This window comes from Thermococcus litoralis DSM 5473 (genome assembly GCF_000246985.2).
Taxonomy (GTDB): Archaea; Methanobacteriota_B; Thermococci; order Thermococcales; family Thermococcaceae; genus Thermococcus_A; species Thermococcus_A litoralis.
Genome location: NC_022084.1, coordinates 2180778 through 2207255, shown reverse-complemented (window position 1 = coordinate 2207255; position 26478 = coordinate 2180778). Strand labels below are relative to the sequence as shown.

At 43.2% G+C, this 26478-nt stretch carries 22 protein-coding genes and 1 pseudogene; 13 read left to right on the top strand and 10 right to left on the bottom strand.

Annotated elements, in window-relative coordinates:
- Nucleotides 1–5 precede the first annotated feature (5 nt).
- Entirely contained in the window at nucleotides 6–557 is a 552-nt protein-coding gene (locus OCC_RS12105; protein ID WP_004070107.1) for a 4Fe-4S dicluster domain-containing protein, read from the bottom strand.
- A 113-nt stretch (nucleotides 558–670) separates the two neighbouring features.
- Here OCC_RS12105 and OCC_RS12100 point away from each other — a divergent pair, with 113 nt between their 5' ends.
- The gene (locus tag OCC_RS12100; RefSeq protein WP_004070109.1) at nucleotides 671–1504 is read left to right on the top strand and encodes a DMT family transporter; all 834 of its coding nucleotides are present in this window, start codon (nucleotides 671–673) and stop codon (nucleotides 1502–1504) included.
- Here OCC_RS12100 and OCC_RS12095 read toward each other — a convergent pair.
- Nucleotides 1501–2115, bottom strand: coding sequence for a DUF116 domain-containing protein (locus OCC_RS12095; RefSeq protein WP_004070111.1), 615 nt, complete (start codon nucleotides 2113–2115; stop codon nucleotides 1501–1503). The genes OCC_RS12100 and OCC_RS12095 overlap by 4 nt on opposite strands.
- A gap of 48 nt (nucleotides 2116–2163) precedes the next feature.
- Entirely contained in the window at nucleotides 2164–3219 is a 1056-nt protein-coding gene (locus OCC_RS12090; protein WP_004070112.1) for a DUF835 domain-containing protein, read from the bottom strand.
- Between the two features lie 139 nt (nucleotides 3220–3358).
- On the opposite strand from OCC_RS12090, the gene OCC_RS12085 reads away from it, so the two are divergent.
- Nucleotides 3359–3616, top strand: coding sequence for a hypothetical protein (locus OCC_RS12085; protein WP_148290466.1), 258 nt, complete (start codon nucleotides 3359–3361; stop codon nucleotides 3614–3616).
- Nucleotides 3617–3657: 41 nt separating this feature from the next.
- On the opposite strand, the gene OCC_RS12080 is transcribed toward OCC_RS12085, so the two are convergent.
- A complete protein-coding gene (locus OCC_RS12080; protein WP_004070115.1) occupies nucleotides 3658–4845 on the bottom strand; it encodes a TIGR00529 family membrane protein in 1188 nt (395 codons plus the stop codon).
- A 123-nt stretch (nucleotides 4846–4968) separates the two neighbouring features.
- Here OCC_RS12080 and OCC_RS12075 point away from each other — a divergent pair, with 123 nt between their 5' ends.
- Nucleotides 4969–5346 carry a hypothetical protein gene (locus OCC_RS12075; protein WP_004070117.1) on the top strand — a complete coding sequence of 126 codons (378 nt, stop codon included), beginning with the start codon at nucleotides 4969–4971 and terminating at the stop codon, nucleotides 5344–5346.
- 180 nt (nucleotides 5347–5526) lie between these two features.
- The gene (gene ileS / locus OCC_RS12070; RefSeq protein ID WP_004070118.1) at nucleotides 5527–8694 is read left to right on the top strand and encodes an isoleucine--tRNA ligase; all 3168 of its coding nucleotides are present in this window, start codon (nucleotides 5527–5529) and stop codon (nucleotides 8692–8694) included.
- A gap of 155 nt (nucleotides 8695–8849) precedes the next feature.
- Here the strand turns inward: ileS and OCC_RS12065 are convergent, their stop codons facing one another.
- From OCC_RS12065 to rqcH, 3 genes are read right to left on the bottom strand one after another with little or no spacing between them, the layout of a single operon-like run.
- Nucleotides 8850–9932, bottom strand: a complete 1083-nt coding sequence (locus tag OCC_RS12065) for a radical SAM protein (protein ID WP_004070120.1) — start codon at nucleotides 9930–9932, stop codon at nucleotides 8850–8852.
- Nucleotides 9933–9969: 37 nt separating this feature from the next.
- Nucleotides 9970–10410: a hypothetical protein gene (locus OCC_RS12060; RefSeq protein ID WP_004070122.1), complete on the bottom strand. Its 441-nt coding sequence runs from the start codon at nucleotides 10408–10410 to the stop codon at nucleotides 9970–9972.
- Nucleotides 10407–12359: a ribosome rescue protein RqcH gene (rqcH, locus tag OCC_RS12055; RefSeq protein WP_004070124.1), complete on the bottom strand. Its 1953-nt coding sequence runs from the start codon at nucleotides 12357–12359 to the stop codon at nucleotides 10407–10409. The genes OCC_RS12060 and rqcH overlap by 4 nt, the downstream gene beginning before the upstream one ends.
- A gap of 180 nt (nucleotides 12360–12539) precedes the next feature.
- Here rqcH and OCC_RS12050 point away from each other — a divergent pair, with 180 nt between their 5' ends.
- Both OCC_RS12050 and OCC_RS12045 read left to right on the top strand, forming a co-directional pair.
- Nucleotides 12540–14501 (top strand): 1,4-alpha-glucan branching protein, encoded by a 1962-nt coding sequence (locus tag OCC_RS12050; RefSeq protein ID WP_004070126.1) that lies wholly within the window; start codon nucleotides 12540–12542, stop codon nucleotides 14499–14501.
- A 46-nt stretch (nucleotides 14502–14547) separates the two neighbouring features.
- Entirely contained in the window at nucleotides 14548–14865 is a 318-nt protein-coding gene (locus tag OCC_RS12045; protein ID WP_004070128.1) for a P-II family nitrogen regulator, read from the top strand.
- A gap of 22 nt (nucleotides 14866–14887) precedes the next feature.
- Here the strand turns inward: OCC_RS12045 and OCC_RS12040 are convergent, their stop codons facing one another.
- Together OCC_RS12040 and OCC_RS12035 are read right to left on the bottom strand one after the other, a co-directional pair.
- Nucleotides 14888–15616: a hypothetical protein gene (locus OCC_RS12040; RefSeq protein WP_004070130.1), complete on the bottom strand. Its 729-nt coding sequence runs from the start codon at nucleotides 15614–15616 to the stop codon at nucleotides 14888–14890.
- 159 nt (nucleotides 15617–15775) lie between these two features.
- Nucleotides 15776–17343: pseudogene (locus tag OCC_RS12035) on the bottom strand (sodium-dependent transporter).
- A 618-nt stretch (nucleotides 17344–17961) separates the two neighbouring features.
- Here OCC_RS12035 and gdhA point away from each other — a divergent pair.
- The gene (gene gdhA, locus OCC_RS12030; protein WP_004070133.1) at nucleotides 17962–19221 is read left to right on the top strand and encodes a glutamate dehydrogenase; all 1260 of its coding nucleotides are present in this window, start codon (nucleotides 17962–17964) and stop codon (nucleotides 19219–19221) included.
- 52 nt (nucleotides 19222–19273) lie between these two features.
- Here the strand turns inward: gdhA and OCC_RS12025 are convergent, their stop codons facing one another.
- Nucleotides 19274–20437 (bottom strand): hypothetical protein, encoded by a 1164-nt coding sequence (locus OCC_RS12025; protein ID WP_004070136.1) that lies wholly within the window; start codon nucleotides 20435–20437, stop codon nucleotides 19274–19276.
- Between the two features lie 171 nt (nucleotides 20438–20608).
- Here OCC_RS12025 and eif1A point away from each other — a divergent pair, with 171 nt between their 5' ends.
- From eif1A to OCC_RS11995, 6 genes are read left to right on the top strand one after another with little or no spacing between them, the layout of a single operon-like run.
- Nucleotides 20609–20956, top strand: a complete 348-nt coding sequence (eif1A, locus tag OCC_RS12020; protein ID WP_048874647.1) for a translation initiation factor eIF-1A — start codon at nucleotides 20609–20611, stop codon at nucleotides 20954–20956.
- Nucleotides 20957–20962: 6 nt separating this feature from the next.
- Complete coding sequence (locus OCC_RS12015; protein ID WP_004070140.1) at nucleotides 20963–21739, top strand: serine protein kinase RIO; 777 nt, start codon at nucleotides 20963–20965, stop codon at nucleotides 21737–21739.
- 1 nt (nucleotide 21740) lies between these two features.
- Nucleotides 21741–22403, top strand: coding sequence for a KH domain-containing protein (locus OCC_RS12010; RefSeq protein ID WP_004070143.1), 663 nt, complete (start codon nucleotides 21741–21743; stop codon nucleotides 22401–22403).
- The gene (gene top6B, locus OCC_RS12005) at nucleotides 22390–24093 is read left to right on the top strand and encodes a DNA topoisomerase VI subunit B (RefSeq protein WP_004070145.1); all 1704 of its coding nucleotides are present in this window, start codon (nucleotides 22390–22392) and stop codon (nucleotides 24091–24093) included. Before OCC_RS12010 ends, top6B begins: the two co-directional genes overlap by 14 nt.
- Nucleotides 24086–25231, top strand: coding sequence for a DNA topoisomerase IV subunit A (locus OCC_RS12000; RefSeq protein WP_004070146.1), 1146 nt, complete (start codon nucleotides 24086–24088; stop codon nucleotides 25229–25231). Before top6B ends, OCC_RS12000 begins: the two co-directional genes overlap by 8 nt.
- A complete protein-coding gene (locus tag OCC_RS11995) occupies nucleotides 25228–26475 on the top strand; it encodes a DUF530 family protein (protein ID WP_004070148.1) in 1248 nt (415 codons plus the stop codon). The genes OCC_RS12000 and OCC_RS11995 overlap by 4 nt, the downstream gene beginning before the upstream one ends.
- The last annotated feature ends 3 nt before the right edge of the window (nucleotides 26476–26478 follow it).

Below are 26478 nucleotides of genomic sequence, written 5' to 3'. Positions count from 1 at the left end.
TTTACTCACCCCAGAAACTCTTCTCCAAAGACCTTTTTCGCTATCTCAGAGCTCTTTTCCACGGGATCTTTTGCAAATGTCCTGAAGATCGGTCTGTAGTTTCCTGTGACAATCTTTAGGGCATCGTGCCCAGCCTCATGGCAAACTTCAACACACTTCGGATTTCCCCCGCAGAGGTCGCATATGACCACACTTCCCTTACCAACTGGAATTCTCGGAACATCTCCGGGGCAAGCTGTTATACAAGCCCCACACTCTATGCACTTCGCTTCATCAACAAGCACTGCCCCTGTTTTTTCATCAACACTAAGGGCTTTTGTAGGACAGGCATTTACACATGGATAGTCCGGGCATTGAACACATGTATGTGGAACGTTAACTCCGGGCAAAAGCTCAAAGACTCTGATTCTTGATGCCTCTGGCCATACGATTCCTTCGTGCTCGAGGGAACAGGCAACTTCACATAGCCTGCAACCACTGCACTTATCGGGGGTTATCAGAATCCATATTCGCTCAACGCTCTCCTTTTGGACTTCATAAGCTTCCTCCTCGCCCATAGTATCACCAAAAATGATATGCTTTCATTTTATATAAGGGTTACGAAAATTAGAACGCTTAAACCCATATCTAAAGGAAAACGCTTAAAAAGTGAGAGAGTTTAGATTGAGACATGAAAAGGGCGGAGCTAATTCTTCTTGGGATCACGGTCATATGGGGCTTCACCTTTCCAGCAATGAAAGTTAGCCTTGCTTATCTTTCCCCAGTCCTATTTTTGGCTTATCGTTTTGGAATAGCCTCTCTTCTTATGCTCCTCATCTTTAGAAAGAAAGCCATAAAGAGCGAAACTTTCTTTGAAGGGTTTATTTTGGGAACAACCCTCTTTTTTGGGCATGGTTTTCAGATAGTGGGCTTAAAATACACATCTGCATCCAACTCCGCCTTCATAACTTCCCTTTACGTGGTTTTTACTCCATTTATAGCTTATTTTCTTCTGGGTGATAAGCTGAGGGTAAGGGATTTTCTGTCCTTAAGTGTTGCAATAGCTGGTTTGTATCTAATCTCAGGAGCGAGCTTAAGTTTTAACTATGGCGATCTGTTGACGGTTCTTTGTGCAATCTCATTTGCATTCCAGATAGTCCTTGTCCAGAAATTTGGGGAAAGAGACTACCTCAGCCTTGCCTTTTGGCAGATATTTTGGAATTTTGTGTTTTCGACAATTTATGCCTTGATTTTTGAGGGATTTGTATTGCCAATAGGGATAACTCCATGGCTTGGTATTATTTACACGGGAGTCTTTGCAACGGTAATTGCTTTCACTCTTCAGGTGAAGTATCAGAAAGAAACGAAAGCCCATAAAGCGGCTCTTATATACTCCGCTGAACCAATTTTTGGGCATATATCGGCATTTTTGACTATAGGGGAAGTTCTAAGCTTGAGAGGTTATCTAGGTGCTCTGTTGATTTTGACTGCGATCTGGAATGAAATAAGAAATGAAAGCCATTAGAGAGTCTGTTGGGGATTCATGTCTGTGGAAAATGCTGGGTTTTTGCTTTCTTGTGTAAGGCCAACTTCCAAGGCCATCTTAACTCTCTCAAGATCGACCAGGGTGTTTATACATCCTGCCCTTAGTAGGGGTACTGCTTGGAGTGGAATTTTTAGTATGGAAAGCTTCTCACTAGCTTCTGCAAGCTCAGGCCAGCATGCTATCCCCAGTGCAGCCTTTATTTCCCCTTTAGGGACTTTTTCCTTTAGTATTTTCTTTACCAAACTCCCACCTGGGACTATATAGAACTGTTTGTAACCGAGCTTTTCTCCGTATTCAATTATATCGCCAATTGAACACTTTCCACACTTTGTGCATTTCCACCCATATTCGCCAAACTCTGCGGGGCATTCTTTCACATTTCTTAAACACTGGGGGATGAAAACAGCTCTCTTTTCAACAGGCACCTTTGCAAAGTCTTCTTTGTACGCTTTGTTCTTTATCTCCACGTATATCTGGTCTGTAAGCTCTTCATCCTCGCTTATCAGAGAGAGCGCCATTCTCACTGCATTTCTAGTACTGAGATCAGCTCCAACTGATGCCAGCTTTGCGATTATGTTATCAATCCCCATCCTTTCACCTCTTGAGGTTGAATAATGGAAAGTTATAAATCTTTGGAATCAGGTGAGAACCCTTTTTAGGATTTTAAGCTCTCTTTTTTCCCAAGCTTCTTCCTCAATTACCAGAATTAGAACTCCGTTGTATAAAAGCGTGAAATCCTTTAGAGAGGCAAGAAATTTTACGAGAGCTTCAAAGCCGTTGTATGTTTTCAAATATTCTGGACAGTCTATAACAATTATCCCCTCAAATCCCTTTTCCTTTGCCTCGTTTAGATATCTAACCGACGTATCAACAATTTTTGCCAGATCAGTGGGATATATGGAATTTCTCTCTCCGGCGGTCGTTATGAAGAAAGCATTCCAGCTCTCAGGTACATGCAGATTTCTAACAAATGCCAATACAGGGACTTTTTCGAGCTTTTCTTTTATTGTGGTATACTCTTCGGGCTTGATTATCATAACTCCGGGTTTAAGATACATCTCCGCTGGTGGCCTTTCAATTCTTATGAACTCTTCAGTAAAGACGAATTTTATCATGACGTATGCAGACAGAATGCTAAATATTGCCCCAAGGGCAAACCCTATTGGGGCGAACCACTCAACAAGTCTCAAAACAGGATAATCAAGCTCGTGGAGACCGTAGAGTGTAATAATGCCTCCTAAATACGATGCCTTGTCGTTATAAAGCTTTCTGAGAAGGAGTATCATAAGCCCAGAAGATGTTATGAAGAGTGCCGAGACTGCATAGGGCAGACCAACAAGTGCAAACCAATCAGAAGACCTACCTGAGGCACCTATTAGAATCCCATATAGGCTTGTTATGACGGGGATTATCGACAGGACTCCAACTTCTCTGCTTGTTATTCCCTTTTCTTCCAGCAGAAGGATTGCACCATAGAATAGGAACATCGCCCAGAATGCCTCCGATAGTGAAACAATGTACGTGTTTCCGGTTATGTCGGAGAGTATTGAAGAAGCAGCAGCGGTCCAAGAGAGGGACCAACAGAGGGCGGGCTTTCGTCTGTGTTTCCAGTAAATGTAAGCGAGAAATAGAGCCCCGGCTATTTTTGCAGAGAGGCTGGATACTTGCCCTAGGAAGAGGAGTGCGTGGTTCATGTAGTCCCCCTTACTATTTAAGTTTCTCACCTATATAACATCTTTGCCTTCATCCATAATTCTTAAAACCCCTAAAGGGAGTTTTTATTGGTGGGCTAAGACGAACGTTAAAGAGGAAATTGCAAAACTGGGCTATCGCGTGAAGTACGTGCCCCATGAGCTCATCAAAGAATACAATGCATGCTACAGAGTAGTCTATCAGGGAAAACTCATCTATCCACCGGCGGCAGATAAGCTTGGAATTCCTCTTAATGAAATTTGGATATCTGAGCTTTTGAGACCGTATGAACGTTATGTTCTCTTTCATGAGTTGAGGGAGATAAAGCATCGGGCTGAGGGATGTAGTGTAGAAGAGGCACACAAAAAGGCACTGGAACTGCAAAAAGTGAGGGAATAGGAAAGAAAAGGTTTAAAGAACTTAGAGAGCATTTCTGGTGCTTAGAGGAAAGAGATGTAGAGAACTCCGAGAAGGAAGAGAGCCAATCCAGGAATCAGCATCGCTCTGTAAACTTTTCCTAGGTCGGCTTTGTAGTATTCTGCGGAGAAGACTAAGCACAAGTGAACCGGGCTGAAGAGCATCCCCATGTAGCCGCTCAAGTACGCGAGTGCAATTTTATCAAAGCTCCCAAAAAACGGTGCTAGCAACGGGAATGTCATTCCCACATAAGCGAAGCTTATGCCAGTCATCAATCCAACTAAAAAGGGAGTTAAAACTATTACTGCCATTATTGGGAGGTTTAACTCTAAGATAATCCTTGGAAGGGCTTCAACGGCTCCTGTGACTTCAAGAAGCTTTTTGAAGTACATGACCGAGAGCAGAAGAAATATTATTTTTGGCTGTAAGGCGTATTTTATAATTTCCCCTTTGTTTATTCTCCTAAAATGGGGTATCAAAGCTGATAGAAATCCTATAAATGCCCCATAAACCATGTCATAGCCGAGAACAATTGAGATAAAGATGATCACAATTATCGGATACGTGCTTTTGAGGAACAACTTCAGCCCTTCTTTTATGTCTCCTTTTTCATCCTTAGCTGATTTTATAGGCCTAAGAAAGAAAAGATATCCAATCAGTGCCATAAGTATTGTTAGGGGGAACATCTTGCTACTGAATTCTCTTACAGAGATGCTTAAAATTGCCGAGGCAATTATTATCGCCTGATACATTGGCCAAGAGTGCTCCCATATATGCCTGAACCAGTAGTTAATGATGGTCTTTTTCTCCGGGGAAATGTTGAGCTTGTCAGCCACGGTCTCTATCATAGGAGCAGAAACAAGGGCTCCAGCAGGCATTGGCATTAGCCCTATTAACGCCGGGAGTGCGGCTAAAGAGTACTTTTCACTTGGAAACAGCTCCTTGGCTGCTCTCTCCATTATTTTGAGGTAGCCGATTTGGGAAAAGACGCTCGTTAGAGCCATTATAGCGACTATAATCAGGATGAGCCTTAAGGTCTGCCACTCGGTGGAAGATACGTAGAGGGAAAGTACAAGATCTCTTGGCTTTAATCCAAAGAGAACTCCAAGCAAAAGGGAGCCTAGGAATATAGAAAGCCCGATATTCACCTTTAGTCTTATGAACCCTATTATAATTCCAAAGGAAAGCAAAAGGTAGAGGAGTTCATTCATTGTTTTCACCACCGTATTAATGTGTAGATATGTGTCTTATTGGGACTTATAAGATTATCCCCGAGTTTTAGAAACAAAAGGTTAATAAACATTGAGGGCAACGTATTTTTGGAGGTGGTGTGGATGGTGCACCAGTACATTAGAGAAAAATCGAAAGTATTCACAAAGGAGGAGAAGGAAAAGAGGTACAAGTATCTCGGCAAAGAAGTATTGGACGTTGGTGATCCAGGGTTGGATAGCATACCAGAATTTTACGGCATAGCAAACGCTATATGGCATGACTGGAAAGAGGGAGAGATAAGCACAAAAACAGCACTTGGGAGATTAGCACTCTTAAAACTGCTCACATGCAAAACAAAGAACAAAAAGATTCAGGATATCCCTGAAGAAGATTTAGAGGAGATTAGAAAGTTCATAGATTACGTTATTCAGGTTATAAAGAACGAGAGCAGAAGAAAAGGGGAACCAGAAGAGGAAAGAACCATAGAGGAAAAGAGTTAACTTTTCCTTTCTTTCCCTCTTTATTTCAATCTTGGCAAAAGATTTATAAATAGAACTCCACAATTTTGACCGATGCCCATGAGGGGGGAGTGTTTTATCCTTCGCTTTGCATTTTGCCCATGATTCCTTGGGCTATTCTGCTAACCTAGCCTATTCTACAAATCCCAGGAGGTTTTTGAGATGATAAAGGAGCCAGAGATGAGGGAGTATAATCCACAAGTCTTAGAGGAAAAAATAGAAGCATTCTGGAAAGAAAATGACGTCTACAACAAGGTGAAAAAAGCAAGAGAAAACGGTCCGGACTACTATTTTCTTGATGGGCCACCATATGTAAGCGGTGCCATACACTTGGGCACTGCATGGAACAAAATAATCAAGGATATGGTGATAAGATTCAGAACCATGCAGGGCTACAACGTTAGAAGGCAACCGGGCTTTGACATGCATGGCTTGCCAATAGAGGTTAAAGTTGAGCAGGCCCTTGGGTTGAAATACAAAAAGGATATAGAGGAGAAAGTTGGTGTTGAAAACTTCATAAAGAAATGTAGGGAGTTCGCTCTGACCAATCTCAAAATCATGACAGAGCAGTTTAAAATGCTCGGAGTTTGGATGGACTGGGATAACCCGTATATGACAATCAAGAACGAGTATATAGAATCAGCTTGGTTTACTTTAAAGAAAGCATGGGAAAAGGGACTTTTAGAGAAGGATCAGAGGGTTCTCCACTGGTGCCCCAGATGTGAGACTGCTTTGGCTGAACACGAAGTTAGGGGAGAATACAAAATAAGGGAAGACCCAAGCATATACGTAAAGTTCCCGGTAGAGGGAAAAGAAAACGAGTACCTCCTCATCTGGACAACTACACCATGGACTTTGCCGGCTAACTTAGCCGTCACAGTTCACCCCGAATACGAGTACGCAAAAGTGAAGGTATTCCTTGATGGAAAGGAAGAGTACTGGATAATAGCGAAAGCATTAGTCGAGAGGGTTCTCCACGAAGCTGGTGCCAAAGGAGAGATCGTGGAGGAATTCAAGGGCGAAGAGCTTGAGGGCATAAGGTATGTGCATCCGTTTTTGGAGGAGTACCCAAGGCAGAAGGAGTTTAGGGAGAAATACGAGTGGGCTCATCGCGTAATATTGGGAGAGCATGTGACCCTTGGTGAGGGCACCGGATTAGTTCACACCGCCCCTGGACACGGTGAAGAAGACTTTGAGATAGGAAAGCAGTACGGTCTGCCAATCTACTCACCTCTCGACGATGAAGGAAGGTACGTCGAAGGGAAGTGGGAGGGCAAGTTCGTTAAAGATGCTGATCCTGAGATAATTGAGTATCTAAAGGAAAAAGGTCTTCTCGTGAAGGCTGGCACGATAGAGCACAAATACCCACACTGCTGGCGCTGTAAGACGCCGCTGATATTTAGAGCAACAGACCAGTGGTTCCTGAAGATAAGCAAAGTTAAGGATAAGATAATAGAAGAAAACGACAAGAACGTCACCTGGTATCCAGATTGGGTAAAGATAAGGTACGACAACGGAGTTATGAACAGCGGAGACTGGTGTATCTCAAGACAGAGGTATTGGGGAATACCCCTACCAATATGGGTATGTGAGAGCTGTGGCAACGTCCATGTGGTTGGTTCATTCGATGAGCTCAAAGAGATGAGCAAGGAGCCAATAGAAAAGGACTTTCATGAAGTAGACCTCCACAAACCGTGGGTGGATACGGTAGTACTCAGATGTCCCAAGTGTGGAGGAGATATGAAGAGGGTCAAAGACGTTCTCGATGTATGGTTTGACAGTGGAATAGCGAGCTGGGCTTCTCTTGACTATCCAAGGAGGAAAGACCTCTTCGAAAGACTTTGGCCTGCAGATTTTATAGTTGAGGGAGAAGACCAGGTTACAAAGTGGTTCTACTCCCAGCAGGCAGCAAGTGTTGTTGCGTTTGACACCGTTCCGTACAAGAAGGTCGCAATGCATGGCTATGTTTTGGACGAAAAGGGAGATAAGATGAGCAAGAGTCTTGGGAACATAATAAGGCCAGAAGAAGTTGTCCAGAAGGAAGGAAGAGATCCGTTTAGATTCTACATGCTCTGGGCGACGACTCCTTGGGAAAACCTAAGGTTCAGCTGGAAGGGGCTTGCACAGGTTAAGAGAATGCTCAACATCCTCTGGAACGTCTACATATTGGCTTCAACATACATGAGCCTGGACAAGTTCGACCCCACAAAGGTCAACCCAGAAGAGCTTCCATTTAGGGAAGAGGACAGGTGGATACTTTCAAGAGTCAACACTCTCGTAGATGCTGTGGAAGATGGAATAGAGACATTCTACCTCACAAGGGCAACGAGAGCAATAGAGTACTTTGTGATAGAGGACTTAAGCAGGTGGTATGTAAGGCTCATAAGGAAGAGGCTCTGGATTGAGAAAGACGACCCAGATAAGCTTGCCGCTTATTGGACGTTGTGGAAGGTGTTCGACGTTCTGCTTAGATTAATGGCACCGTTTACACCTTACATCACCGAGGAAATTTACCAGAACCTCATAAGACCGTTCAGCGGAAAGGAGAGTGTTCACCTCGAAGACTGGCCCAAGAAAGACGAGAGATGGGTAGATGAAGAGCTTGAAAAGGAAATGGAAATAGTCAGAAAAATAGTGGAAGCTGGCTCTGCGGCGAGACAGAAGGCAAAGATAAAACTCCGCTATCCTGTGAGGCAGATACTCATAGAGACCGAGGACGAAACAACAAAGAAAGCCGTTGAAAGGCTTAACTACCTCCTCAAAGACCAGCTCAATGCTAAAGAAGTCAAGGTAGCCAAGGTTGAGAGAGAAATAAGAGTAAAGCCCAACTTCGCCAAACTCGGGCCTCACTTCAAGGGAGATGCAAAGTTAATTGCAAAGTGGATTGAGGAGCAGGACGACAGGGAGCTCTATGAAAAGCTTATGCAAGGAAAGCTGAAAGTGGAGATAGAGGGTAAGGAGTTTACAATTGAGAGGGAGCACATTGTCGTTGAGGAAGAACTCCCGGACTTCCTTGTAGGAGAAGAATTCGATCACGGCAAGGTATTTGTTGACAAGACACTCACAAGGGAGCTTATGATGGAAGGACTTGCGAGGGAATTCGTGAGAAGAATACAGGAGATGAGAAAGCAGCTCGACTTAGACGTCAATGACAGAATAATGGTGTACATTGAAACAACTGACGAAAACAAAGGGCTCTTGCAGGAGATGCTTGACTACATAAAGGGAGAAACAAGGGCAGTTGAGGTTAGGTTCGAGGAAGCAAAGGGATACGTTGTCGAGTGGCCGGAAGTTGAGGCAAAGATAGGAATTGAGAAAGTCGAGAGCTGAGCTTTATTTTCTTTGATTTCTTTAATTTATACAAATCCCAATCTATTTCTCGAGAATCTCCACCTTCAGTCCATACTCCTCAAAGCGCTCAAAGCCCGACATAAATTTTTCGAAATCACTTTCAAGTTAACGAAAAAGCAAAAAAGCTAATCAAATCACGGAAGCGGAATCCTCTCGACCTCTATTCGATCCCACGTCGGATACTCCTCGACTATGTAGAACTTTACATCCCCTTCTATTGCATCGGCAAGCTCTTCTGCAACCTCTATGGGCATTTCAATCCTTCCTTTCTTTGTATTTATGTAGAGCCACTCTTCTGGAACCTCCGCTTCATTTACAAGCAAATTGTAGAGCTCTATTAGGTCATCATACTCCGCAATCCCGAACCTTAAGGTTCCCTCTTCGGTAATCTCCATATAGGGCTTGGCGACGTTTTTTGCCATCCTCTTGAGTCTGTTTCTCAGCTGAACAGCGTCCTTAAGCTTGGCTGTGCATAGGTGGTAGTTCAGGGAGGTGTTTTCTTCTCCCCATTCAAGGATCTTCAGCCCCAGTTCAAGGCTTCCCGCTATCGCTGAACTTTCATTGCTAACAGTTCTAAGTCCTCTTGAGAGAAGGGCATCTAAATTGGTCTCACTGAACTCAAGCTCATTTATATTGAGGAACTTTGCTCCACGGGCATCTAAAAACTCAGCAAACCACTTAATCCTCTCTTCCTGCCCTGGAACGCTCGGCACTTCTCCGCCAACATCCCAATCAAAATCAAAAGCATTCTTTATGTTCTCAAGCTCTTTCTGGAGAAGCCTCGAGTTGGGATTAAAAAGATCTGGGTGGAAGCGTATTTCATCCAAACCCGCTGAGTAAAGCTTTTCAAGGTTCTCTCTTGTGGCTAATGCTCCGGTAGTGTAGAGGTGGATGTGAAACTTCTCTCCAAAGTTCTCTTTTAGGGCTTTTATATATTCCACGGTCCTATCTATCCTTGAAAGGGGATCTCCTCCAGTAACTCCCGCACCCAAAGCCTCTTGGATTTTGGCCTCCTCTATTATGTCGTCAAGACTCTTTATGGGCCTCTCATTTGCATAGCTGACATCTCCTCTTCTCCAAGGGCTTAGGGGGCAGTAGAAGCAATCTCTGGGACAAACTCCGGTTGTAAAGAGCACTAACTTTGCCCCTTGAACACAAAGCTTACATCCTTCCGGAAGCTCCCCAGCTGCATACGAATAATACTCAGTTCTTTTCATGGTTCCTCCCTACATGCAGATTCTTTAAAAACCTTTGCTACGCAACGTCGACCTGCTCGTGCGTTGGCAATCCCCTCTTGTGTTTGAGGAGTAACTCATAAAAGAATTCTTTCATCTCAGGGCTCATATTATCGTCTAAAAGCAAATCTGCTTTCCCGGTATAGCTCTTCTCGGCCTCTTTGACAAGGGCATGAAGGGCAGGCAAGAGGTGGTTTATCAATGCCCTTACGATTTCTGGATATGCATCTTCGTCAATTACTTCATCGCTTTCTAAGCCGAGATAAATCACATACCCTCTCATCTGAACTGCCAGCACAAACTCATTGTCTGTAATCTCAACAAAAGAAAAATTATAGCCCTTTGAGTTCGTCTTTGCTATCATAACCCCTTTTACAGAGAACGTAACCACTTCATCGTCAACCTCGAAGAGCAAGTCCTTTGCGAGTTCTCTCTGGGCTATTGCGTAGAGGTTTATCATTCTACCACCTCCACAATCTCACCGTTTCCGGGCGGTAGGATTTGCATTAAGTCGTCAAGCTCCACTTTGTACCCCCACTTCTCGAAAATTTTAGCTATTTTTTTGGCAAGTTCGCTCTTTTTTGTTCTTCCCGGGCGGATAATGATGTACTTGTCTGTATGAGCCCTAACGGCATCAACAGGCCCACACATTGGGAGCTTCTCTCCTTCATACTCCACTATTCCAATGGCGAGCTTTACTGGTAAGCCATGCATCCAGTTTCTCTTTCCATAAACCATGAAGGCCCCTTTGCCCAGGTATTCTCCACTTGGGGCTTTTTTTGTCACTTGGCTCGGATCTGCCCAGTAAGCGTCTCCGGAGTATATTCCATCTTTCCATGCCCTTGACATGGAAACTGCGAACTGGCAGGCTTCGAATATCGTTTTCTCCCCAGCTTTCTTGCCATCTTTTATTACCACGTGTGGCGCTCCATAAATATCTGCATGGCAGTAGAGGTCGTTCTCACTCATATGTCTCTTTACGACTATTTCATTTGTTGTGGCATCTTTTCCCCCTATTACCAGAAAGCCTTCACTGCTTACAAACCATCTGAACTTTTCGAACCACTTCTTCTTTCTTTTTTCAAGCTTCTTCACGCTGAGCTCCTTTTTCTCTTCCTCCTCTATGAGCTTTTCAATTTCTTGAATTTTTTTCAGTGTGTCTTCGTAAGCTTTTCTTGCTCCCTCAAGCTTGTGCTTTGCTTTCTTTGCTTTTTCATAGTAAATCTCGGCGTTTTCTCCTATGCTCTTGTTGAGGTAGAGCTTTACCTTTTTACCTTCGAGTTCGACCGTTACGGCCTTCTCTTTTGGATCTATGCCTTTTATTATCTGAGCTACTTTATTGCCCGATTTTCTACCTTCTTCTATTCTTTTCTTGAATTCCTCCCACCCAAGCTTTTCAACTGCCTTTGAAAGCTCTTTGAGGAGGTTTTCCACAAAGGTGAAGTTTGCGTAGATTAAGTCGCCGATCTCCTGATTTTCCTGCATTTGCCTTTCAAAACCTTTTATCATTTCCTCTTGCTTTCTAAGAGTAACCTCTAACCCTCTTTTCTTGTCCTGAAGCTTTTTGGTTCTCTCAATTTTTGCACTCTCAATGAGGATTTTTCCAAAATACTCATCTAAAGCCTCGCTGAAAGTCTCGAAGAATTTTTTCTCATAGCCTTCATACCACTTGAGCTCGATTGGAAGGACATCTATGGGTGCAGAGTCTTTATATACTATGTTTGGCTTCTTCGGGGAGTTAAAAACTTCTTTCATCCTATCAAAGATAGCTTTGAGCTCATCTTCATTCAACTCGTTGGCTTTTTTGGTTTTCCCTATTTCAGCCCTTAGAAGAATCTCCTCTGCATATAACCCACCCATGTTAAGGCTTCTCGCCAAAGCCCTAACTATCTCAACTTCTTGAGATGATATGAGCTCTTTAAACTTCCCCCAAGAAACGTCAATGGGGTTCTCTCTCGCAGGAGGGATTTTGTACTCGTGTTTTGGTTTTATTGCCCTATCTTTAAACTCTTCATGCCTCATGGCAGAGATTATGACATTATCTTTATCAACGAGAATAACATTACCCCTTTTAAAGAGCTCGGCTATTAGCGTGTATTCCCCTATTTTGAGTTTCACTATTCTGTCAAAATCGTGCTGTTCTATCTTTTCAAGCCTCAAGCCGCTCAGGTATTTTCTGAGAAGCATGGTGAACGAAGAGGGCTGTTGGGGGGCTTCTTTTATGTAGGTTGTTAGATGAATCCTTCTGCCCGCTTCAATAATAAGATCTTTTCTCCCTTCTCCCGCTATGTGGAGTTTTATTCTAATTTGATCCCCATCGTGGTATATTTTGTCAACCCTAGCCCCCTCCAAGGACTTCAGCTCCTCTACTATGTATTTGATGTCGACGCTGCTCATTTCCTGCTTCACTCTTCCCACCTAGGGAAAGTTGTTCCAAATGCTTTTAAATTATAGCGGTGCTCATACATTCTCAAGTATTTCATCGTTATGAACCATTTTTAAACCATAAAAGGAATTTCCATTCCGAAATCGTTAAATACTCAAAAGTTAATAAAGTTCTACAGAATTGCAGCATAGAGGTGGTATTTTATGGTCAGAGGATATTTTACGTTTGTGCTACACACCCATATTCCCTATGTAAGGAAACACGGCAAATGGCCTTTTGGCGAGGAGTGGATCTTTGAGGCTATCTCTGAGACTTACATACCTCTTTTGATGGAGTTTGAGAGGCTCAAGAAAAAAGGGGCAAGGTTTCAGCTGGTAATAGGTGTCACACCGATATTAGCCGAGCAGCTTGCAGATGAATACATAAAGAGGGGATTTGAGGAATACATGGAGAGAAAACTCAAAGCCATGCGTGAGGACTTGGAAAAATACGAGGATGAAAAGCTTAAACGTGCAATTTCTTACATGCTTGATTACTTCACTAGAGTCTATGAGTACTGGAAGAGCATAAACGGAGACATACTTGGGGTTCTCAAGCAGCTCCAAGACGAAGGATACATCGAGATAATAACATCTGGAGCGACCCACGGCTATCTACCCCTTTTAGAGAGGGATGAAGCAATTGAGGGACAGATTGTCAATGGAATTCTCACCTACGAAAAATATTTTGGAAGGAAGCCAAAGGGTATATGGCTTCCAGAGTGTGCTTACAGGCCAGAAGGGCTTTGGCAAAGCCCAAGCAGCGGAGAGATCGTATGGAGAAAAGGCATTGAGAAGTTCTTAGAAAAGTACGGATTGGAGTTTTTCTTTGTTGAAAGCCACCTGATAGATGAAGGTCCAGCAAGCTTCGGCTATGGGAAAATCCTCCCTGCAAAGACCAAGAAGTCCACGCTGAGACCTTACTTCATAAAGGGAACGAACATAGCTGTGTTCGCGAGGAACAGGGAAACTGGGCTCCAAGTTTGGAGTGCGGACATAGGGTATCCAGGGGATTTCTGGTATAGGGAGTTCCACAAAAAAGCAGAAAAGAGTGGAGGACAGTACTGGAGGGTTACATCCAAAGAAGTCGGCCTTGGGGGGAAAGAACCCTACGTTCCAGAAAAGGCTTTAGAAAGGGTTGAAGAACATGCAAGACACTTTGTAAGCTTAGTTAAGTCTCTCCTGGAAGAATATGAGAGAGAATGCGGAGAAAAAGGCATAGTTGTTGCGCCCTATGATACGGAACTCTTTGGTCACTGGTGGTTTGAGGGTGTTAAATGGCTTGGAAGGGTACTGGAGCTCATGGAAGAAGAGGGCATAGAGAGCACAACGATATCAAGGTTCCTTGAGAACTATCAGGGGGAGAGGTATGAGATAGAGCTTCCAGAGGGTTCGTGGGGAATGTACGGGACTCATTACACATGGTGGAATCCAGAAGTGGAGTGGGTGTGGGAGCATATACATCTTGCAGAGAGAAGGATGGTTGCCCTTGCAAGTAAATATCTCCATGAGGATGAATTTGGCGATAGAGTTTTAGAACAGCTTGGAAGGGAGCTTTTGCTTATTGAGAGCAGCGATTGGCCCTTCCTTATTACCACGGGTCAAGCAAAGGAATATGGGAAAAAACGTCTTTTGGAGCACGCAAACTACTTCCACCGCTTGGTAAACGCTCTAGAAGAGTACTTCAAAGGCAGTGAATTCAAAGAAAGGGAATTCTTAGAAGAGGTGGAGGAGATTGACAATCCATTCCACCCAATAAACATCGAGGTTTACGTGAGCGAAGAGCCTCCGAGTGTTCCCGATCACATTGAACCACCGGAAATTCCCTTAGAGGAAGAGGAGAAAGGGGAAAGCATAAGCGTTGCAAGTGCTCAGAACTTGGAGGAAAGGTGGGAGAGCAGTAAAGCCAAACGTCAGCTTGAGCTTGAAGAGATAACAAAGGAAGAAAAAGAATTCGAGAAAAAGCTTCTGGCTATAAAGGGTATAGGCCCAAAGACCGTTGAAAAGCTAAAGAAAGCTGGGATTAGAAGCATTGAAGACCTTAAAAATGCCGATTTAGTGAAACTGGCAAAAGAAACAAGAATTCCAAAGAAGAGACTTGAAAGGGCTTTGAAATACCTGGGTTAGAAAAGTTTATCTTCTTTTCTTTGCCTAATTATATTTGGTGGAACTTATGAGAAAAATTGAAGCTGTTGTTAGGGAAGAGGATTTTGATAGAGTTCAAAAGGCTTTGAAGCAGATGGGGATAGTGCCCATGACTGCTTATCCTGTCAAGGGCAGGGGTGTGCAGGGAGGAGTACCACCTTATGAACTCATGCCGAAGATGAAGATTGAGATAGTTGTTAAAGACGAGGATGTTGAAAAAGTCGTTAGTATAATAATTCAAAATGCAAGACGAGGCATGCCCGGGGATGGGAAGATATTCATTCTGCCTGTATATGAAGCGATAAGAGTAAGGACGGGAGAAAAAGGAAACGAAGCTCTCTATTGAGAGCTAAATTTTAATTTTCTTTTCAGAGGAACGCATGTCTGTGCTTGTAAAACATGTAGATAGCATAGCTCAACAGCAACAGCTCGGCAATTCCAAAGAGCACCATTATTCCAGCAATGATTTGGGCAGTAGTTGGAGATACTCCCAATCCTTGAGCGGCTTCTTGAAGTGCGCTGGGACTTATAAACACATCTATATAAGCCCTCACTGCAAGGGCACCTGTTATGAGTGGAATTGGGATTGCAGCAAAAGCCAGCATAAGTCCCGTATATCCCCTCTTCCTTAAACTCAGGAGAGAAAGCAATATCGGAATCAACAATATGAGTGAAGTTATTTTAAATTCCACCGGCAAGAAGGCCGTTACAACGAAAAAGCTTACCATGCCCCACACGTATGCTTTGTAAGCTCTGTTTACATATTTCATATACCCGGCAAAATCATATGGAGTAGCTTTAGAATATCTGAACATCACCTCGACGCTCTTCATGTACTCTTTCTCCCCTAGTCGCTCTACGGTCTTGTCGTTTGTAGAGTTCTTTAGCTTAACAGCTCTCTTTAAGAAAAAGTTGGCAAGCTCTTCGTTATCAATAACAACTTCATCAGCCATTTTTCTAAAATTCTCTCTTGCTTCTCTTATCTTGTTTAAGGCACTCTGTTTCTTCCTTGGTGAGAGGGAAGTTAAACTTTTAATTTTTTCCTCAGTCTCTTCTAAAACCTTTGCAGTTTCCCTAAGAAGCTCTGGACTTTTCACAAAGAACACCTCCTCTAAATATTATAAAGAAAAGAAAAGGGCTTTAAGATTTTTGCTCTGCCTTGAGCAATTTGCCCACTGCCAAGTACATCCAGATTAATATTACGCCCCATGCAAGGGCCATAAATGCCAGAGCGCTTGCCTTCATTTTTCACCACCTCAGAGCTTTATTATTACCTCGTTCTTTGCTAGTTCCTCGCCATACTTCTTCTTGATGGCCATGTATGCCTCAATGGCACCAATGATGAGGATAAACAGCATCATACCCCTTGCATACCACACCCAATTGGCGTATTCTGGCGTGCCAACATAGCCGGGTACTGCCTTGAAGTAACCTGCCTTGTAGTAATCCCATGTACTTCCCAGAAGGAGTATTATTGTATAAATCGGAGCTATGTACATCATAATTGGTTTAATCCAGCTTGGAACTTTAATATATGCTCCCTTGTGAAGCTCCTCCCAGAAGTTATCCGGCTTGAAGAGCCATACTGCGACTATGATGTCAAAGAGACCAAGTACGACGAGCAGGTATGAGCCAACCCAATTGTCAAGCTCTGTTAAGTAATAAAGGTCAAGGGATGCTTTTGTTGGGTCAAGGACAACTGGGAGACCTAATATCAAGTAGAGCAGGAATACAATTGCTGAACCTGTTTTTCTGTTTATTTTAAGGTCTTCTTCTAGTAATGCTGTTAAGTAGTTGTACATAGCTATAGCTGATGTGAACCCTGCAAACCAGAGTAATAGGAACCATATTGCACCGAATAGCTGTCCAGCTGGCATGTTCATGAAGACGTTTGGTAAAGCTATGTATGCTAAACCAACACCACCCGCTATAGCCTTTTCTGGGCCAAGGTAAGCAAAGGCTATTGGGATAGCAATTGAACCACCAAGGATAACTTCGGCAAACTCATTAAGGGAAACTGTTGCAAGACCTGAAAGTGCAACGTCATCCTCTGGACCTAGGTAGGAGGCATAGTTCTGTATGATACCCATACCAAGGGAGAGTGTGAAGAATATCTGTCCTGCAGCTGCAAGGGCTGATTTAAATGTCACCTCGCTAAATCTTGGCTCCCATAAGAATTCAAATCCCTTGATTGAGCTCCATTCCGGCTTTACTGGTGAACCAAGGGTGAGAGATCTTAAAACCAATAAGATAGCTGCCACATACAAGGCTGGCATCATTACTTTAACCCATCTCTCGATACCTTTACTAACACCTTGTGCTACTGCGACACCAAGGAGTGCAACTGAGATACCCAGAAGATGAACACTTGGGTATTATTGCTGAGATAGCTAATAAGGAACTCCACGGAGTCTTTTCCAAAGTATGCTCCAGTTGCGCTGAAGTACGTGTAAGCTGCGGACCATCCGATAATGTGTAGATAATAGCTGTTAAGCAGCGTTGTCACTGAGAAAGCTAGCATACCACCGATCATACCAAAGATAATGGCAGTTCTGGGCTTCACGCTTTCTCTAGCCATTAAGTAGAATGTTGGACCCAATGTACCGTGGCCGTACTTACCTCCATACCTCCCCGTAACCCACTCTGCCCACATAATAGGAACTCCGAGGAGGAACAGTGCGACAAAGTAGGGTATCATGAACGCACCGCCACCATTGACGGCGGCTTGATATGGAAATCTCCAGAAGTTTCCGAGACCTATTGCGTTTCCTGCCATAGCTAAGATCAAACCAATTTTGGTTGCCCACCTATCCCTTTGCTCCATCTAATTCACCTCGTATATTGTTGTATCTGAATAGGATGCCGATGTACAAATATCGGCAAATGTGTCTATGTTTTCTTCCATTAATAAACTTTTCTCTTGGCTTATCTCGACAAAAGACGATTTACAAACACTTGAAACTTAGAATCTGGACATTTGTCAAGACGACAATACTTAAAACTAGCGTAATTATGGTTTTTGAATAATTGTTTAAAATTTAGCGATTAAGTAAGAACTATTATAATAGTTGCGTAACTTTAATTGCAGGTTTAGCTTTAAAAGGATTGATGTAATTAAGTATGTCCCGATGATTGGAACAAGAGTGAGCTGAAGGGTGATGACCGACTTCTCGCTGAGGGCACTTTTACCTTTTTAAATATTTTGACATAGTTAAAACTTTCCATACATCAATACACTTTCTTAGGCATTGATGTATGCTAAAAAAAGCCTCTGGAGGCTTCTCCATCAGAAAACTTTTTTAGATGTTTTTTATTTATAGGAAAATGTATGTACATAACCTTTTGTTTAAAAATATCGGTTCTCTAACCACTTTCGGCGAAAAGTTTATATAGGCTATTGCTCAAATTTGTATCGCCAATCACCTAAGTTGGAGGGATGAACATGGTTGAGCAAGACCCATTTGAAATTGCTGTTAAGCAGCTTGAAAGAGCTGCCCAATATATGGACATAAGTGAAGAGGCCCTTGAGTTTTTAAAGAGGCCACAAAGAATTGTTGAAGTCAGCATTCCAGTTGAGATGGATGACGGTTCTGTAAAGGTTTTCACAGGATTTAGAGTCCAATACAACTGGGCTCGCGGTCCAACAAAGGGTGGTATTAGATGGCACCCTGAAGAAACACTTAGCACCGTCAAGGCTTTGGCCGCTTGGATGACCTGGAAGACTGCCGTTATGGACCTCCCATATGGTGGAGGTAAGGGTGGTGTCATCTGTAATCCAAAGGAAATGAGCGACAGAGAGAAGGAAAGACTTGCTAGAGGATATGTAAGAGCTATCTATGATGTTATAAGCCCATACACCGATATTCCAGCTCCAGACGTTTACACTAACCCACAGATCATGGCATGGATGATGGACGAATATGAAACAATCTCAAGAAGGAAAGACCCATCCTTTGGTGTTATCACGGGTAAACCACCAAGCGTTGGTGGTATCGTAGCAAGAATGGATGCCACAGCTAGAGGTGCAAGCTACACAGTTAGGGAAGCCGCAAAGGCTCTTGGAATGGACTTGAAGGGCAAGACAATAGCCATCCAGGGTTACGGTAACGCTGGATACTACATGGCCAAGATCATGAGCGAAGAGTACGGAATGAAGGTTGTTGCAGTCAGCGACAGCAAGGGTGGTATATACAACCCAGATGGCCTCAACGCTGACGAAGTTCTTGCTTGGAAGAAGAAGACCGGTAGCGTTAAGGACTTCCCAGGAGCAACCAACATAACCAACGAAGAGCTCCTTGAGCTTGAGGTAGATGTTCTTGCACCATCAGCTATCGAAGAGGTCATCACAAAGAAGAACGCCGACAACATCAAGGCCAAGATCGTTGCCGAGCTTGCAAACGGTCCAACCACACCAGAGGCAGACGAGATTCTCTACGAGAAGGGCATACTCATCATCCCCGACTTCCTCTGTAACGCAGGTGGTGTTACAGTAAGCTACTTCGAATGGGTACAGAACATAACCGGTGATTACTGGACAGTTGAGGAGACAAGGGCAAAGCTTGACAAGAAGATGACCAAGGCCTTCTGGGACGTTTACAACACCCACAAGGAGAAGAACATCAACATGAGAGACGCTGCTTACGTAGTTGCAGTCAGCAGAGTCTACCAAGCAATGAAAGACCGCGGATGGATCAAGAAGTGATTTCTTCTCTCTTTTCTTATTGTTCTTTGTTGTTAAAAAATAAAGCAGGAGTTTATGCTTTTGTCCAGTACTCCTTCTCTTCAACCATAGCTTGGATCATCTCATTCTCGTCCTTGAACATCGTTCTCCTTGAGGGATTTTGCATGCCGTAGAATTCCATAAATGGGCTTGGTCTCTTTTTAAACGGGTAGTAGAGATAAATAGCTCCTAGAGTCCTATATGCTTCAGCCATCTCGCTTATAACCCCAGCAGATACCCCTTGGGCATAGTGATAGACCGCTATGGCCTTGCTTACATCCACTAAATTAAAATCTCTCTCAACGAGCTGTCTCCTTAAAATATCGGTGGCTTGTTCTATATCCTCTCTGTCGAGCTCTTCTATTTCTTCACCATCCCAGATGTTCTTGATTTTTATTCTCTGCACTTCTGGGTTTTTCTCTACTTGAGCATCATACTCTGCAACAATCCACCAGTCGTCAAGCGCTCCAGGATCCAAGACCGTGAAATGCCTGCTGAGCTTCTCGTAAAATCCCCTAACCCTATGGTAGTATTCCTCCTCATGCCCTGTCATGGGATAGCTTAGGTACACCAAGGGTTTTTCTTTTTCATGGAAGATTAAATCTATAAACGTCTGGGGTGGGTGTCTAATTCCAAAATGAAGGACATACCTAACCTGGATCCCCTCCTTGTTGAGTTCATGGACAAGGGTTTTCACGTGGTTTATGGCATCTTCACGCCACATTACAAGGGTTGTGAGCTTAATGTTCTCTTTGTCTTCTCCAAAGCGCTCAAACCATTCCTTATCATGGATTATCCTTCTTCTAACACTCAGGATATCATCGAGCATTATGATGACCCTACTCGGCTTTAAGAGCTTGAGGTTGCTTAGGGTAAAACCTAAAACGCTCCCACTTCCCCATCTAAACAGGGCTGGAGTTGAGACTAGATGAAAAGCCTTTTCGCTCTTTTCGATTTCGTCTTTTATCCTTTTGAACGCCTCGTCGCGAATGCTGTTCATCAAATCCGGATGGCTTATCGCAAAGTCTAAAACGTTTTTTCTTGTAATTTTGACGCCCTTTTCTCTTCCGACTTCCTTCAGATAATCAAACACGTGATAATACTGAAAGCTCTCACTTTTTGCAAGCTTTAACGCTTCTTCCGCATATTCATCCCGTCCGTTAAGGGGAGGGCCCGTGAGGAGTATTGTTTCTTTCATATTTCATCCCCCTCTTTCCGTAATTGGAGTTTAGGCTCTTCTCCTTTTCAACTTTATGGATGTTTAAATGAATTCATGCAAAAATTTTAAAAACATCCCAATTAATTGATAGTGGAAAATATTTGCAAAAAGCTTAGGCTTATAAGGTTATCAAATAAACTACGTGGGGTGATGTTCATGCCAAGAAACGATAAAAATAGAACTGTTGAAGGGGAGGAAGTCATTAGAGTTCCCCTCCCAAAGGATAACCAAGTGTTCGGAATAGTAGAGCAGGCTCTAGGCTCAGGATGGATGGATGTTAGATGCTCAGATGGAAAGGTTAGAAGGTGCAGAATACCGGGGAAGCTGAGAAGGAGAATGTGGATTAGAGTTGGGGATGTGGTTATAGTCCAACCCTGGGAAGTGCAAAGCGACGAAAGGGGAGACATAGTTTATCGCTATACAAAGACCCAAGTCGACTGGCTTATCAGGAAGAACAAGATCACCCAGAATTTCCTTACCGGCGGCTTAACTCTGTGATGGGTTATGAAAATCCAAGACATAGATAGAGAGATATCACAGATTCTGGGATTAGAAGAGCGTAGGGAAAAGGATAGTGAACTCTATAAAGTGTTTAGTGAGGTATTTGACAGGACAACTGTTAACACCCTTTCCTACTTTCATCGAAAGGGAAATATAGAAAAACTGCTTGGTGTGATTTCAACGGGAAAAGAGGCGAATGTGTTTAGGGGTATCGATGTCGATGGCAATCCTATTGCTGTTAAAATCTATCGCACCTATACAACTGAATTTAGGAGAATATGGGAGTATTTAGCAGCGGATCCAAGAATTGGCTATCTACCAAAAGACATCAGAAAGCTGGTCTTTGTATGGACTAGGAGGGAATTTAAAAATCTCCAGAGGGCAATGAAATACGCTGTTAGGGCTCCAGAGCCAATAGCATTCAGCAATAACGTTCTCATAATGGAGTTCATCGGGGATGAATACCCCGCTCCAAGATTAAAAGACGTGGAAAAAGAACTCACTAAAAAAGAATTTGAAGAGCTCTATAACTTTGCCATGGATTCAATTGAAAAGCTCTGGAAAAGAGGAGATATGGTTCACGGTGATCTCAGTGAGTATAACATCCTAATCTGGGATAAGCCAGTAATAATTGACTGGTCTCAGGCAACGGTGAAGAGGAATAGAATGGCGCTCTCACTGCTCTATCGTGATTTAAGAAATGTCATCAATTACTTCGCTAAAAAGGGAGTGGCGGTTGATAATCTTGAGGAAAAGTTTAGAGAGCTAGCTGGTGATTGAAATGGATGAGTTTGAAGAGAAGCTGAAAAAGTATGAGTATGTAGACAAAGAGGGAGAAAAAAGGGAGTCCTTTGAAATTGAAGAGTTTGAGGCCCTAGGCGAGCAGGAAGAGTTTGTGAGAATTCCTAAAGAGAGAATTGGAGTGGTTATAGGGAAAAAGGGCGAGACAAAGAAAAAGATTGAAGAGGCGACAAAAACCAAGATAGAGGTAGACAGTCAAACAGGGGAGGTATTTATCACTTCCACAGAAAAAACTGACGATCCTTTGGCAGTGTGGAAGGCGAGAGATATTGTGTTGGCTATTGGAAGGGGCTTCTCTCCAGAGAGGGCATTCAGACTGCTTAACGAAGGTGAGGTTCTTGAAGTCGTTGACCTGACAGATGTTGTTGTAGGGAATGAGAAGAATGCCCTTCCAAGGGTTAGAGGGAGAATAATTGGTAGAAAGGGTAGAACGAGGGAGATAATCGAAGAAATGAGTGGGACGGACATAAGTGTCTATGGAAAGACCGTTGCTATCATTGGAAATCCAATTCAAGTCCAAATAGCCAAAACGGCTATTGAAAAGCTCGCCAAAGGTTCCCCCCACGGAACCGTTTACAAATATCTTGAAAGAAGAAAAAAGGATTTAGAGCTTGAGGGAGGCATGTATTATGGCGAATTCTGAAGCAAACAAGCTGTTTAAAGAGTTTAAAATCCAGAGTGTCAGTGAGTTCTTTAGAAGAAATGCCGCAATGCTTGGCTATACTGGAAAACTGCGCTCCTTTACAACTCTTATCCACGAAGCGGTAACAAATTCTTTGGACGCTTGTGAGGAAGCTGGTATCCTGCCTTACGTTAGAGTCGAGATAGAAGAACTTGGAAATGAGCACTATAAAATAATCGTTGAAGACAACGGCCCTGGAATTCCAGAAAAGTTCATAGCACATGTCTTTGGTAAAATGCTTGCTGGTACAAAGGCTCATAGAAATATTCAAAGCAGGGGTCAGCAGGGTATTGGTATTAGCGGTGCCGTAATGTTTGCTCAAATCACCAGTGGAAAAGCCACCAGAGTTATAACCTCCACTGGTGGTGATGAGATAATAGAAGCTTGGGTCGGCATAGATGTGGAAAAGAACGAAGGAAAAATTTTCAAAAAGATAAAACACCCCAACCCTACGGGATGGAGGGGAACGAGAATAGAAATGGAAGTTAAGGAAGTTCGTTACATCCGCTCCAAGCAGGGCCCTTACTGGTATCTTAAGCTTACCGCGATAGCCAATCCTCATGCCCATATTGAACTTATAGAGCCTGATGGAAAGTTGATAGTCTTTCCGAGAAGCAGTGAAGAAGTTCCAGAGCCTCCGGAGGAGATGAAACCCCACCCAAAGGGAGTAATGACGGATGACGTTTACAGAATGGCCAGAAGAACGACAAGAACAACAGTGAGGACTTTTCTTATAGGAGAGTTTTCAAGAATAAGCGACAAAAAAATAGACGAGCTTGTAAAATATATAACCGCATTGAGGCTTATAAAGGAAGAAGAGGAGCAGAATGTCAGGGAACAACTCTTAAAAAGGCTCGCTGAGGGAGAGGTTGATAGAATAATCGCAAGTTTTGGAAGAAGAGGTAAAAAAGTTCTCAGAGAAGTCAGAAAAATTATGGAAAAGTCTCCGGATAAGCTCACTTGGCACGAGGCTGAAGAGATTGTAGAGGCGTTTAAGTACATGACATTTTTAGCTCCCCCAACCCATGGATTAAGACCAATTGGAGAAGAGAACATAGAAAAAGGACTTTTAGGAATTTTAAAGCCGGAGTTCGTAACCGCTGTAACAAGACCTCCCAAAGTCTATCGTGGTGGAATTCCTTTCCAAGTAGAGGTGGGCTTGGCATTTGGGGGAGAGCTGAGCAGTGGTTTTGATCTCCTTAGATACGCTAACAGGGTTCCTCTGCTCTTTGATGCCGGTTCGTGTGTTATAACCTCCGCGGCAAGAAATATCGATTGGAAGAGATATAGAGTGGATGATCTCGAAAGGACACCGCTGGTACTTTTGGTTAACGTAATCAGTGTGCACGTTCCCTACACCTCTACAGGAAAGCAAAGCGTCGCCAGTGAAGAGGAGATATACGAAGAAATAAGACTTGCTGTAATGGAAGTTGCGAGAAGACTTGCTAAATATCTAGGAGGAAAACACCGCAAGCTCTATCAGGTGAAAAGAAGGAAGACGTTTGAGAAGTATGTTCCAGAGATAAGTAGGGCTTTGAGCATTCTAACCGGAGAGCCTGAAGGCACAATAAAAACCCTTCTGATAAAGATTATTGAAAAGAAATTTGAAACCATAGAAGAAAAGCCACTGGAGGCTGAGGAGAATGCTTAAACGTGAAAAGCCTAAGGAACGCTTCAGCTACGATCCTAGAAAAGTCCTTCAAAAGCTTGAGGAATTCGGAAAAGAAGTTCTCGAAGAAATAAAAGCAGGCAGAAATCCCTTTATAGATGTTCCTACAAGAGGCCTCAGCAACGTTTATTTCGATGAAAAAGATCGCTTAATTAAAATGGGTAACAAGACCTCAAGGAGGTACCTCTTCCACGTTGCCCATGCTAGGAAATTTATGCAGACGCTCTTGATAGCGGCATACATAAAGAGATTGGTCGCTGAGGGTAAGCACGCAAGCTTGAGAGAAGCCTATTATGCAAACAAACACACAATCCCCGGTACGAAGGAAAACACCTTCGAAGATCAGAGCGAGAGCGATCCCATAATAGAGGACCTGGAGAGAATGTTCGGTGTTTTGAGAGAGGAAATGCACATAACTGCGGACAGAAGGGGATATGTTTACGGTGATATCGTTATTAAGGACGGAGAAGATGAGTTCAACGCTTCAAAGCTCGGTATGGGTGGATGGGCAGTCCCCGGAACCGTGGAGCATATAGAGTTCCCAGAAATTAATGTAGATTACGTTCTTGTAGTAGAGACTGCCGCTATGGCGGACAGGCTTATAGAAGAAAAGTATCCAAAGAAAGAGAAAGCCCTCATAGTTGCCACCCAGGGACAGGCTTCAAGAGGCGTTAGAAGGCTCATTCACAGGCTTCACTACGAGGAAGGTTTGCCGATAATTGTCTTTACTGATGGTGACCCTTATGGATGGTACATCTACTCTACAATCAAGCAGGGATCAATAAACCTCGCTTATCTCAGTGAAAAGCTTGCAACGCCAGAGGCAAAGTTCGTTGGCATGACGATGGACGACATCAAGAAATACGGTCTTGAAAACGTTACAGAAAAGCTCAAGGGAATTCCGCCAAACAAGAAAGGTGGTCCAACCGGGGATTACAAGCGTATTATAGAGGAGATGAACTACCCGTGGTTCCAGAACAAGGAATGGCAGAGACAGCTTAAATTGGCACTCAAGTGGGGAGTTAGGATTGAACAGCAGGCTCTGGCAAACAAGAGTTTGGAGTTCGTTGCGAGAAGATATCTCCCCGAAAAAATTGCCAATGAGGAACTCCTGCCATGACGACAACTGAGGAGCTTATAGCACAGATAAATAGGGTTTTGGACGATATAAAAATAAACATGGGCAGGTTATTTGAGAATTTCGACCCTCTTTATTTAGCTTTTAATTTAAACCGCAATCTTGCCTTCCTTAAAGATTTGGAAGAAGAACTTTCCCGTAGAGTTGGTGAGACGCTCTCTTATACAATGTCAAGTAAAAGGGAACGAGATCCCCATATCAGAAGAATTCTGCTGAGAAATCACTACCGCATGCTAACCCTTGAACGGCTTAGAACGGCAATAACAGCCCATAAAATGGCCCTTGCTACAATAGAATCCAATTATACCTTTTACAAAGGGAAGAAAATTGTTGAAGTTAAAGACATCACTAACAAGGAAGAACTCGGCTCAATAAGAATCTCTGAAAAGCCCATTAAGCTTGGAAGAGTGGAGATATTGCCTCATTTGGCTTACTCAGGTGATGTTCTTAGAATCCTGGGGCAAAAGAGCAACAAAACTAGAGATACTTTTAAGGAGATAAAGTCCAAGCTCAAGGAAAAAGGTCAGGTTCAAAGAAAGGGGATGAGAATAGAGGTGGAGTACTGGCAGGGAGGAAGGTTAAAGAAAGAGAGAGTTGAGCTCCCTGTAGATGCCGATATAGACGGGGAACTCAAGAAGCGCTTTGGTCGAAAATTCAGATGGAGGCTCTTAACATATGTGAAAACTAAGGGAGTTCTGATAAACAGTCACTACACCATAGACAACCTATCACTCGCCTATGCTTCCTTATATCCCGAAGACGGGGCTAAAATTCTTGCCTTAGATTTATTCAGATATTACTACATAACCTCTGAAAAAGAGAGAGAAACTATTGGCCTATATCCCCAAATAAGGCCCTGTATAGATTGCCATTACTCAATCTTCGATCTGCCGTTTATGGATGAGCCAGAGTTCCGTACTGGATTTGGCAGTATGCTTATTATTAAAAAATGTGAAATTGAGACTCTCTTAAGCGGGAGGAGGAGCGAGATTTCGAACATCCCCAACTACCTTTTGGGCGGGGTTATTCTGTATGGAGTTAGCCCCTTTGATGAAGAAAAAGTGAGCAAGCTACTTGGGATAGATGAAGAAGAACTCAAAGAAGCTATAGAGAAGTTTGTACTCTCTGGCTTACACATGGCGCTATTTGAGGATACAAGCAAATTTGAGAAGTTTATGCCAAAGAGTGATAAGGCAAAACAATTTTTGGAGCTCCTCCAAGGGTGAGAA

Bases quoted from the DNA above. Each gene is read 5' to 3' on its own strand.
- OCC_RS12105 (WP_004070107.1), bottom strand. From the start codon at position 557: ATGGGCGAGGAGGAAGCTTATGAAGTCCAAAAGGAGAGCGTTGAGCGA.
- OCC_RS12100 (WP_004070109.1), top strand. From the start codon at position 671: ATGAAAAGGGCGGAGCTAATTCTTCTTGGGATCACGGTCATATGGGGC.
- OCC_RS12095 (WP_004070111.1), bottom strand. From the start codon at position 2,115: ATGGGGATTGATAACATAATCGCAAAGCTGGCATCAGTTGGAGCTGAT.
- OCC_RS12090 (WP_004070112.1), bottom strand. From the start codon at position 3,219: ATGAACCACGCACTCCTCTTCCTAGGGCAAGTATCCAGCCTCTCTGCA.
- OCC_RS12080 (WP_004070115.1), bottom strand. From the start codon at position 4,845: ATGAATGAACTCCTCTACCTTTTGCTTTCCTTTGGAATTATAATAGGG.
- OCC_RS12075 (WP_004070117.1), top strand. From the start codon at position 4,969: ATGGTGCACCAGTACATTAGAGAAAAATCGAAAGTATTCACAAAGGAG.
- ileS (WP_004070118.1), top strand. From the start codon at position 5,527: ATGATAAAGGAGCCAGAGATGAGGGAGTATAATCCACAAGTCTTAGAG.
- OCC_RS12065 (WP_004070120.1), bottom strand. From the start codon at position 9,932: ATGAAAAGAACTGAGTATTATTCGTATGCAGCTGGGGAGCTTCCGGAA.
- OCC_RS12060 (WP_004070122.1), bottom strand. From the start codon at position 10,410: ATGATAAACCTCTACGCAATAGCCCAGAGAGAACTCGCAAAGGACTTG.
- OCC_RS12050 (WP_004070126.1), top strand. From the start codon at position 12,540: ATGGTCAGAGGATATTTTACGTTTGTGCTACACACCCATATTCCCTAT.
- OCC_RS12045 (WP_004070128.1), top strand. From the start codon at position 14,548: ATGAGAAAAATTGAAGCTGTTGTTAGGGAAGAGGATTTTGATAGAGTT.
- gdhA (WP_004070133.1), top strand. From the start codon at position 17,962: ATGGTTGAGCAAGACCCATTTGAAATTGCTGTTAAGCAGCTTGAAAGA.
- OCC_RS12025 (WP_004070136.1), bottom strand. From the start codon at position 20,437: ATGAAAGAAACAATACTCCTCACGGGCCCTCCCCTTAACGGACGGGAT.
- eif1A (WP_048874647.1), top strand. From the start codon at position 20,609: ATGTTCATGCCAAGAAACGATAAAAATAGAACTGTTGAAGGGGAGGAA.
- OCC_RS12015 (WP_004070140.1), top strand. From the start codon at position 20,963: ATGAAAATCCAAGACATAGATAGAGAGATATCACAGATTCTGGGATTA.
- OCC_RS12010 (WP_004070143.1), top strand. From the start codon at position 21,741: ATGGATGAGTTTGAAGAGAAGCTGAAAAAGTATGAGTATGTAGACAAA.
- top6B (WP_004070145.1), top strand. From the start codon at position 22,390: ATGGCGAATTCTGAAGCAAACAAGCTGTTTAAAGAGTTTAAAATCCAG.
- OCC_RS12000 (WP_004070146.1), top strand. From the start codon at position 24,086: ATGCTTAAACGTGAAAAGCCTAAGGAACGCTTCAGCTACGATCCTAGA.
- OCC_RS11995 (WP_004070148.1), top strand. From the start codon at position 25,228: ATGACGACAACTGAGGAGCTTATAGCACAGATAAATAGGGTTTTGGAC.